The sequence below is a fragment of the Cronobacter dublinensis subsp. dublinensis LMG 23823 genome (assembly GCF_001277235.1).
Lineage (GTDB): Bacteria > Pseudomonadota > Gammaproteobacteria > Enterobacterales > Enterobacteriaceae > Cronobacter > Cronobacter dublinensis.
This window is the reverse complement of sequence record NZ_CP012266.1, coordinates 2168450-2177738: the sequence shown is the minus strand read 5'-3', so window position 1 is coordinate 2177738 and position 9289 is coordinate 2168450. Positions and strand designations below refer to the sequence as shown.

Annotated in this window: 11 protein-coding genes; 9 read left to right on the top strand and 2 right to left on the bottom strand. The window is 57.0% G+C overall.

Features of this window, described 5'->3' with window-relative positions; all coding sequences use genetic code 11:
- The first annotated feature begins 299 nt into the window (after positions 1-299).
- The 5 genes from opgC to AFK67_RS09915 are packed head-to-tail and all read left to right on the top strand — an operon-like array spanning position 300 to position 4443.
- Positions 300-1520, top strand: a complete 1221-nt coding sequence (gene opgC / locus AFK67_RS09935; protein ID WP_032967491.1) for an OpgC domain-containing protein — start codon at positions 300-302, stop codon at positions 1518-1520.
- Between the two features lie 14 nt (positions 1521-1534).
- The gene (locus tag AFK67_RS09930) at positions 1535-2449 is read left to right on the top strand and encodes a hypothetical protein (RefSeq protein ID WP_007727851.1); all 915 of its coding nucleotides are present in this window, start codon (positions 1535-1537) and stop codon (positions 2447-2449) included.
- A gap of 9 nt (positions 2450-2458) precedes the next feature.
- A complete protein-coding gene (locus tag AFK67_RS09925; protein WP_007727850.1) occupies positions 2459-3679 on the top strand; it encodes a PP2C family protein-serine/threonine phosphatase in 1221 nt (406 codons plus the stop codon).
- Positions 3669-4007 carry an STAS domain-containing protein gene (locus AFK67_RS09920; RefSeq protein WP_007727849.1) on the top strand — a complete coding sequence of 113 codons (339 nt, stop codon included), beginning with the start codon at positions 3669-3671 and terminating at the stop codon, positions 4005-4007. The genes AFK67_RS09925 and AFK67_RS09920 overlap by 11 nt, the downstream gene beginning before the upstream one ends.
- A 4-nt stretch (positions 4008-4011) precedes the next feature.
- Complete coding sequence (locus tag AFK67_RS09915; protein ID WP_007727847.1) at positions 4012-4443, top strand: ATP-binding protein; 432 nt, start codon at positions 4012-4014, stop codon at positions 4441-4443.
- Positions 4444-4452: 9 nt separating this feature from the next.
- Here the strand turns inward: AFK67_RS09915 and AFK67_RS09910 are convergent, their stop codons facing one another.
- The gene (locus AFK67_RS09910) at positions 4453-5052 is read right to left on the bottom strand and encodes a helix-turn-helix domain-containing protein (RefSeq protein WP_007727845.1); all 600 of its coding nucleotides are present in this window, start codon (positions 5050-5052) and stop codon (positions 4453-4455) included.
- A gap of 43 nt (positions 5053-5095) precedes the next feature.
- On the opposite strand from AFK67_RS09910, the gene AFK67_RS09905 reads away from it, so the two are divergent.
- The 4 genes from AFK67_RS09905 (at position 5096) to AFK67_RS09885 (ending at position 8840) form a co-directional block, all read left to right on the top strand.
- Complete coding sequence (locus AFK67_RS09905; RefSeq protein WP_007727843.1) at positions 5096-5785, top strand: B3/B4 domain-containing protein; 690 nt, start codon at positions 5096-5098, stop codon at positions 5783-5785.
- 18 nt (positions 5786-5803) lie between these two features.
- Positions 5804-6310, top strand: coding sequence for a GrpB family protein (locus AFK67_RS09900; protein ID WP_007727840.1), 507 nt, complete (start codon positions 5804-5806; stop codon positions 6308-6310).
- On the top strand, positions 6307-6993 hold the full coding sequence (locus AFK67_RS09895; protein WP_032967489.1) for a hypothetical protein: 687 nt from the start codon (positions 6307-6309) through the stop codon (positions 6991-6993). The genes AFK67_RS09900 and AFK67_RS09895 overlap by 4 nt, the downstream gene beginning before the upstream one ends.
- Before the next feature lie 1283 nt (positions 6994-8276).
- A complete protein-coding gene (locus AFK67_RS09885) occupies positions 8277-8840 on the top strand; it encodes an NlpC/P60 family protein (RefSeq protein ID WP_007672969.1) in 564 nt (187 codons plus the stop codon).
- Positions 8841-8909: 69 nt separating this feature from the next.
- Here the strand turns inward: AFK67_RS09885 and AFK67_RS09880 are convergent, their stop codons facing one another.
- Entirely contained in the window at positions 8910-9269 is a 360-nt protein-coding gene (locus AFK67_RS09880; protein WP_007727835.1) for a hypothetical protein, read from the bottom strand.
- Positions 9270-9289 lie beyond the last annotated feature (20 nt).

Sequence of the window (9289 nt, the reverse complement as noted above, 5' to 3'; positions counted from 1 at the left end):
AGACAGTGGCGGGAAATAATTATCAAAGGCAATTATTTCCCGTCAGCGAAATATCTCTGGCGCAACAGAACATTCGTTTTAAGTTTATGAAGTGATTGTAGATGCCCGCGCTGAACTTTCCAGCAGGATAATTTTTCACTGGCATTTGCGCCGTTTCGTTTTTGCGTTTACCCGGTTGGGAAAATATATTTTTCGCGAAACGCTGACAGCCGCTTATTGCCGTATACACTTTCCTGATAATACTCAGAATATATTGCGCCGCCCGGAGTGGGCGCCCCAGCCGATAAGAACCCGTGCCGATGACCGATTCTGCAAGCGTAGCTTCAACCCGCGATATGCCGCGCGCGCGCGTCTCCTGGCGCTATGTGGCGGCAGACCGGCGCGATCTGCGTATCGATCTGATGCGCGGCATTGCGCTCGTCATGATGATAGTGGCGCATACGGAAGTGATGTCGATATTTAATATATTGACGTGGGAGCGTTTTGGATTAACGACCGGTGCCGAAGGCTTTGTGATCCTGGCGGGTTTTATGCTCGGCATGCTCAATCGCCAGCGGCTGCAAAAAGCCGTATTGCTGACGGTGGGATGGACGCTCTGGCGGCGCGCCTGGAAAATCTATCTGGTTAATATCGTTATTATTCTGAGCGTACTGTTGTTATCGAAAATACCCTATATCAATACCTTTGAAATAACGCATTTCGTCGATCGTTTCTCCGGGAATAGCTGGTCACTGTTTCCTGCCACGCCGCAAATAAAAGAAACCTGGTTCAACATTATTTTGTTTTTGCAAATTGGGCCGCACCAGACGCAAATCCTGGGTCTGTACGTTTTTTTACTGCTGCTCAGCCCGCTGTATCTGGCGCTGCTGCAATATCGTAAAACGCCGTGGTTAATTGCCGGGTCGGCGCTCGTGTACGGGCTCTACCAGGTCACGCCGCTGCGTTTAACCAACAGCGAATTCGAGTTCGCGTTCCCGCTGATGGCCTGGCAGTTTATCTACGTGTTAGGGATGTGCTGCGGCTGGCATAAAGAGGAGCTGCTGTCGCTGGCCCGCACCGGGCCGGGGAAAGTGACCGTCACGGTGATGGTCATCTGCGCGCTGGTATTACTGTTTATCGCCCAGAATCACACCAACCCCTTTATGCCGCCTGCGCTGCTGATGCATGTGATGCCGCCTGCGGATTTCAACGCGCTTTACCACACCTGGGCTGCGAAAAACGGTCTCGGCCCGCTGCGGGTGCTTAACGACTTTAGCCTGATGGTGACGGTTTATCTGCTGCTGACCTGGTGCTGGACGCCCATCTACCGCCTGACCGGCTGGTTTCTTATCCCGCTCGGCCAGCACTCGCTTTATACCTTTATTTTGCATGTGTACGTGGTGCTGCTGGTAAGCCAGGTGGTGCATTTCGATTTATGGCATCAGGCCTGGCTGCAAAATACGCTGGTTCACAGCGTGGCGCTGGGCATTCTCTGGCTGATGGCGAAGTATGACGTCGCCGGACGCTGGATCCCCAATTAAGGAACGACAAGGGTATGACGAGGGTATTTCACTACTTCGGTCTGGCTGCGCTCGCACTGGCGCCGCTGCCGGGCATCGCCGCCGCGCCGCCTGCCAGTACGGCTGCGAAAGAGAGCGCCGATACCGAGGCGGAGCCGATTCAGGCGGGCGTGTTCACGAGCCGCTGGGGACGGCTTTTCTCCGGCAACAATAATAAATTCTCTGGCGCGCTGAGCTTTAACAGCGGGCTCAAAGAGCAGTGGGTGTCTATCCCGAACAGCGGCGATACCGCGTCGCAGACCAATAAAATCAACCAGACCGTCAACCTCAGCCTGCAATATTCCCCCTGGAGCTTTCTCTTTGCCAACGTCACGCTGCGCGCGCCGGTACGTGACCTGAGCCGGTATACCAGCGATTTCCGCTACAGCTTCGGCTATGACGACTGGCACGCCAACACCTTCAGCCTGGTCTACAGCAACTATGGCGATAACCATATCTGGCCATCCGGCAACAAACGCCACACCTATTTTGAGCAGGGCGGCGTGACGGCGGCCTATAAATTCACGCTTCCCAAACCGCTGGAAAAACATCTGCTGATCAACAAAGGCGATACGATTATCTGCCAGGCGGGCTACACCTGGGTGCCGCGTTACTACGATCTGGCGAGCAATGGCATTCGCAGCAATAAAAACGTCCTGCTTGGCGGCTGCGGGTATACCTACAAGCAACACTATTTCGTGCGCGCCACCGCGTTCTGGTACCCGGAGAGCAGCCAGCAGCAGCCGTGGAATGGCGACTACAGCTACAGCTTCGGCTACGCGGGCTACAAACCGGGCACGTTCTCGATTCAGTACGCCAACTACAGCGGCACGCGCTATCCAGGCCACGCCAGCGGCAACGGCAAGTTCCGCGAGGGCACCGTCAGCCTTATCTGGTATTTACCCTTCTGAGGAGACGTCATGCCTGACAGACAGCGAGTGTTGATTGTTGATGACTCCACGGTCTACCGGCGGCTGCTCGGCAGCATGCTGGGGAAATGGGGCTATGAGGTGCTGGAAGCCGTGAACGGCGAGGCGGCGCTGGACGTGCTGGCGACGCAGCGGGTCAATATGGTGTTAAGCGACTGGGAGATGCCCGTGATGGACGGGCTGACGCTCTGCCAGGAGATCCGCGCGCGCTTTCAGGATCACTATATCTACCTGATTTTACTCACCGCGCGCGAAAGCGTGGACGATCTGGCGCTCGGCTTCCAGGCGGGGGCCGATGATTTTCTCAGTAAACCCGTCAACCAGAGCGAACTGCGCGCGAGGCTGCACGCGGGCGAGCGTATCCTGGAGCTTGAAGCGACGCTCGCGGCCCGCAACGCGCGGCTGCGCGAGGCGCTGACGCAAATCGAAAGCGACTTACAGGCCGCGGCGCAGCTTCAGCGTTCGGTGTTGCCGGGGCGGCGAATGCAGTACGACAATTTCTTCGCCGACTGGCTGTTTGTGCCGTCGGCCTATGTCTCCGGCGATATCTTTAATCTGTTCCCGCTCGACAGGCATCTCGGGTTTTACTGTGTTGACGTGGCTGGCCACGGGGTCGGCGCGGCGATGATGTCGCTCGCGGTGGCGCGCCAGTTCCTGCACGGGCGGGCGGTGGAGCGTTTTCTGTTCGATGGCGACAGCGTGACCGCGCCGCATGACGTGATTCGCATCCTCAATGAGCGCTTTTGCCACGATGACACCGAGATAGTCAGCTATTTCACGATGGTCTATGGCGTTATCGATACCGAAACCGGGGAGGGCACCCTGTGCCAGGCAGGCCACCCAACGCCGTTTATCACGCACCCCGACGGCACGATCACGCGCATCGGCAGCGGCGGCGCGCCGGTCGGGCTACTGGCGGGATTAAGCTGGGATGAAACGCCATTCACGCTGCGCCCCGGCGACCGGCTCTGTCTCTACAGCGACGGCATTACCGAGTGCGAAAACCCACACCATGAGCAGTTCGGCCAGGATCGGCTGGAGAACTGGTTACAGCGTCACGTTTCCAGCCCGCTCGACGCGATTTTCCCGGCGCTGCATGAAAAGCTGGTCGGCTGGCGCGCCGAGAAGAAGGGCGATCAGGTGGCGATGGCCGATGATGTCTCACTGTTAATTATTGAACGAAGCCCTGAGGGAGAGCGCGATGAATCTTGAAACTGAACTTCTGGACGGCGTGAGCGTGATTACGCCGGTGGCGCGTCGGCTCGACGCCTCGGTGGCGGCCGCGTTTCGCCAGGGCGTGAGCGAGGAGATAGCCCGCACCACCGGCGGGCTGATTATCGATTTCTCGCGCGTGGATTTTATCGACAGTAGCTGTCTCGGCACGCTGATTGCGCTCTTTAAGCAGATGAACGGCAAAGGGGAGATGGCGCTCTGTTCGCTGAACGGCAACATTATGAACATGTTCAAACTCACCCGCATGGATCGGGTGTTTGTGCTCTGCGCCGATCGCGCCGCCGCGCTCGCCCGGTTAAAAGGATGAGCCAATGAGCGACGTCCTGACGCTCCCGGCGCGCCTTGAGGCGCTCGGCCCGCTCGCCGACGCGCTCGCGCAGTTTATGGCGTCATTACCGGCGGACGACAGCTGGCGCTTCGCGCTGGATTTAGCGGTGTGCGAGGCGGCGGCGAACGTTATCCGCCATGCGCTGGACGAGACGCCGACGCGGCGGTTCACGGTGGAGTTTCAGCGCGATGCCGCCTGCGCGCGGGTCATTCTGACTGACGATGGCAAGGCCATTCCTGACGGCAAGCTGGACGCCGTCCGTGTTACCGCGCAGGACGACGACGCGGCGCTGATGTGTGAAGGCGGGCGAGGGCTGATGCTGATTATGGCGTGCGTGGATGAAGTCCAGTACAGCGCAGGCGCGCAAAACCGCCTGACACTGTGCAAGCGATTTGAAGGTGACGTTGTCACGTAAAGAGACCGTTTAGTGCGGCTCGAAGACCGTCATGGTGAAGGTAAGCGCTTCGTTTTGCTCATTAACGTAGCGGTGCGGGGCATCGGTGCGGGCCACGACGGACGATCCGGCGGGCACCTGAACAGGCTCTTCATTCATCACGAGCGTCAGTACGCCATGCTCGACATGCAGCAGTTCCGTTGTGCCGTGCGGGTGCCCCGGCGAAGTAAACGCGTCGCCCGGCGGCATCTCCCAGCGCCATAACTCCACCATATTCGGACCGCTCGTGCCGGCAAGCAACCGCGCCGTACCGCCGTGTTCGCCACGCCATAACACCGGAATAGACCCGGCATCAATGAGCCGCGCCGCAGGCTGGCTCGCCACATCCAACAAATCCGCCACCGATAACCCCAGCGCGGCGGCAATTTTACATAAAATGGCGATACTCGGATTGGCCGCAGCTTTTTCCAGCTCAACCAGCATGCCTTTACTGACGCCCGCGCGCTGCGAAAGCGCATCCAGCGTTACTTTGTTCTCTTTGCGCCAGCTTTTTAAACGCTGCGCCAGGGCGAGGCTCAGGGAGTCAGCATCGGCACCTGCATCAGTCATTATATTGACTTTTTGGGTCACTGGTCATTACCATGAAATAAAATAGTCATTACAGGATTATCCTATGAAACCGTTAAAACCGTCAATCGCGCCGCAAATCGCGCTGCTCGCGCCAGGCTTTCGGGCCATCAGCATTCAGGTGATCGCCGCGCCGCTCGCGGATAGCGACGCAGGAAGAAGGGCGCTTGAAGCGGCTTGCCGCCATGTTCAGACCGCCGATTTCCCGTGGGCGCAGGCGCACCTTGAGGCCTGGGACAGCGTCTTTCAGGCGTTCGGCGCTAAACCCAAACGCACGCCGTGCTCGGCGCAGGCGCTGCGCAAACGCGTCGCGCGCGACGGGAATCTGCCGTCGATCGATCCGGTGGTCGACCTCTATAACGCCGTAAGCATTAAATACGCCGTGCCGGTCGGCGGCGAAAACCGTGATGCGTATCAGGGAGATCCGCGACTGGTCATTGCCGACGGAAGTGAAGACTTTGATACGCTAAAAGAAGGCCAGCCCGTCAACGACCCGCCGGAACCGGGCGAAGCGGTATGGCGCGATGACGCGGGCGTGACGTGTCGACGCTGGAACTGGCGGCAGGGCGTGCGCACCCGGCTGGATTCGCACGCGCAGGCGATGTGGTTTATTCTGGAATGCTTACCGCCGATGCCGCAAGAGGCCGCCAGCGCCGCGGCCCAGGAACTTATCGACGGGTTAACTATTATGATGCCGGGCGCGCAGATCGTGATGGAAACGCTGCAACCGGGCTGAGCCTGCACAGGAGCCCCCATGGCCGCACGCCAGATAACGCTTGAAAACTATGATCCGGCCTGGCCGGAACGTTTCCGCCAGGAGGCCGATACGCTTCGCGCCACGCTCGGGGCGATTATCGTGGCCGTTCATCATATTGGCAGTACGTCGGTGCCGGGGCTTGCGGCGAAACCGGTCATCGACATGCTGCTTGAAGTCACTGACGTCGCGCTGCTCGATGCGTTCGCCGATGCCATGCAGGCGCAGGGCTACACGCCGCGTGGCGAATACGGCATTCCCGGCAGGCGTTATTATGTCAAAGGCGACGCCGTGCGCACGCATCATCTCCATGCGTTTGCGGCCGGGAGCGCGCATGTGACGCGCCACCTGGCATTTCGCGACTATCTGCGCGCCCATGACGATATCGCGCAGGAATACGCGCAGATAAAACTTGCCGCCGCGCGCGACAGCGGGCATCAGTCAGATATCTACAGCGCGCTGAAAAACGACTTTATCGCAAGAGTTGAACGCCGGGCGCTGTCATGAATCGACTGATGCTTGAAGAGAAATATCGTTACGCAAACGAGAGCACGCTCGCGACGTGGACGGAACATCCAGGGGCAGGGGAAATCCGCGAGGAGCGCTACTACGATCCGGTGAAACTCGCACTGGCAACGGGCATTAAACCGCCGGTGTCCGGCGCGGTCTCACGGCTTTTGGATGACCTGCGACGTGTCGCGCAGGACGATCCGCTTGCCGATACGCTGCCGGTACACGGCTTCCATTTTACTTTCTTACCCCTGACGCTGCCGCTGTATGACATCAACGAGCCATTGCCCGCAAAGGTGGAGCAACTGACCACGCTGTGGGCCGGGTTTAATGCGAGAAAAATCGTTATTCACGATCTCCGGTTAGTGGCATTGCCCAGTCAGTTGTTGCTTGCGGGCATTCCTGAGGAGCCAGCTTTCGCCATGCGCGAGGCGTTCTGCGAACAGATTCTGGATTCATCCTGGAAAGATGAACTGCTGAGGCGTCACCGCGGCGGCGCATTACCGGCGCCATTCTGGCACAGCACGCTGTTACGTTACGGCGCGGCATTTTTACCTCAAACCCTACGCGCGTTTTTCCTTGAACGTCAGGACGTTAATTTTGGCGAGGTGGCGGGAGAATTAACGTTAGCGAGAGTCAACTACAACTGGACAACGTGTTATCCGCTAGCGCCTTACTGAAGCGGTGCGATAACCAGTCTTAACGGCTCGCGCGAAAAGTTGAAAGCCATCAGGAACCCGCGCGATGTGAACCTGAGTGCTGAAACCCGGAACCCGCGTACCGGGCCATGATCGCGTCGCAACGCTCAGTCACCAGGGCAATGACGACCGCGTTACGCCAGATCCCGCCGGAATCTACTTTGGTACGCATAATGTATATTATGTTAAATTGTATTTTAGATCCGAACTGCGTCGTTTTGAGCTTCTCCATCTTGCACGCCACGCCTCTGCCCTACAGTTGTTGATGTGCAGATTTCAGCATGCCGCAGTAATTTGCCGGTGCGCTACGCGAAATCTGCCTGGCTCAGCCTCACGACTTTTCTCAGAATTCACGTAGCGCACCGTTTTGTTAACGCAGTTCAGCGGTTTTTAGACGCTAATCGCGCTGTCGCCTGCACAAACTTATGTTGCAACGCGCGGCTTCTTCCATAAATGGCGCATGAGCGTAACTGGCATAAATGCTGACGGTATACGCGGGCTAAATCTTTGCAGTGACGCCCTCAGGTTTACCCGCGCATCGTGCCTGCCGTAAATAATGAGCAACGGACGTGCGTTGTTGTGCTAGTACCTGAATCTTTGGAACGATACGCTGCATAGTCCTGGATGCCAACGCCGCCTCGCCAGCGGACGTTCAAACGTCTCACGCTCAGGCTCCTGATAAAAACACCATGGGAAAAACGCGCGTTCACCATTGAGATGAATTGTCAGACAGGCGGGCCATCGCCTGCCCTCACGCAACACGGCGTTACCGTCAGGCTTGTCGGAATTCCCGCGACCATGTAAATCAAACGTCACTCGCCAAAAGCACTGTAACGGCAAAGGCGCGGCGTTTTGCCCGGCGAGCCAGTCAAGACATCGACGCACAGATAAGCGAACCCTCGCAGCGTAAGCGCGCCTGCTCGAAACGTGTTGTCATAATAGCGCGGTGTCCGGGTCAACCGTGACAGACCAATAACCCTATTGTTCATCATGGTTATAATTAACTGAACGCAAGGTGATAATTGACAGGTGTGATCACATAACGTTAATTTATTATTCGCACTAATTGCGCGCGTATTGTAAAGCCCCATCTTTATTTAAGTTGTTTCTGAACATGAATATCTTCGTCAAAAAGCGATTTTTACGGAATAATATTTCCCCACAATGTCAGTAATTGTAAAGCATGAAAAAGGGCTGGCGATGAAAGGCATTTTTAGTAAAAATTCCGGCTCCGAATATGTCAAACCTGCTGTCAGTGAGTCGATATGGATTTCCGCGCTAAACCTTTTTTTGCCCTTTTAGTCTGCCTTTACCTGACAGGATGTGCCAATAACGCGCCGAAACCAAAACCTATTGCACCGCTGCCACACGCCAGTTCATCCAGCCATCGACCCGATCTCATCCCGGTTATCGCCGCCCTTCATGACCAGATGAACACCTGGCACAACGCGCCGTATGCTTGGGGCGGAACCGAGATTGATGGCATTGACTGCTCCGGTTTTGTCTGGCGCACGTTGCGTGACAGATTTAATTTACCGATGGCGCGCGTGACCACGCATGAATTAATCCAGATGGGTAAAAACGTTGATAAAAATAAGCTCCGTCCCGGCGATTTAGTCTTCTTCCGTATTAAAGGCGCGCTGCATGTTGGCTTTTATGATTCAGACGGAAAATTTATTCACGCGTCAACCAGCAAAGGCGTCACCCGCTCCTCTTTAGATAATCCGTACTGGAAAACCGTCTATTTAGAGGCGCGCCGTCTGCCGGATAATATCAGCTCCGTTATTACAATGAATCATCGTCAGCCGCCCGATCTGGCAAGCCGTTAATCTCCCGGCGTGAAGGCATCACCGCCGCGCATCCGTGTATATCACGCAGTGCGGCGATGACGCCTGCGCTTACACCGCTGGCGGGTTATCGTCGCCACCTTTATCGCTCAGTTCATTGAGCAAGATCTCTTTGGCGGGTGCGTTTTCCAGTTTGCCTGCATACTCATCAGAGACGTCTGGCAGACTGGTGAACTGGCCATCAAGAAACAGAAAAGTCAGGTGTCCGGCGATATCGTCAAGCACCGCCGCGGCGCTCGAAAGCCCTTCGCCCTGCTCCTCATTGCCATCAAGCCGCCAGGCGAAAGCGCCGCGCTCTTCCGTGGCTTCGCCGAGGTCGACAATCTGGCCGTCAATGTTTTGCGACAGGACGCGCCCCTCGCACAGAAACAGAAAGTACGGCATCCCGTCGCGGTTGGTTGATTCCGGCATCGTTAACTCCTTGTTATTCA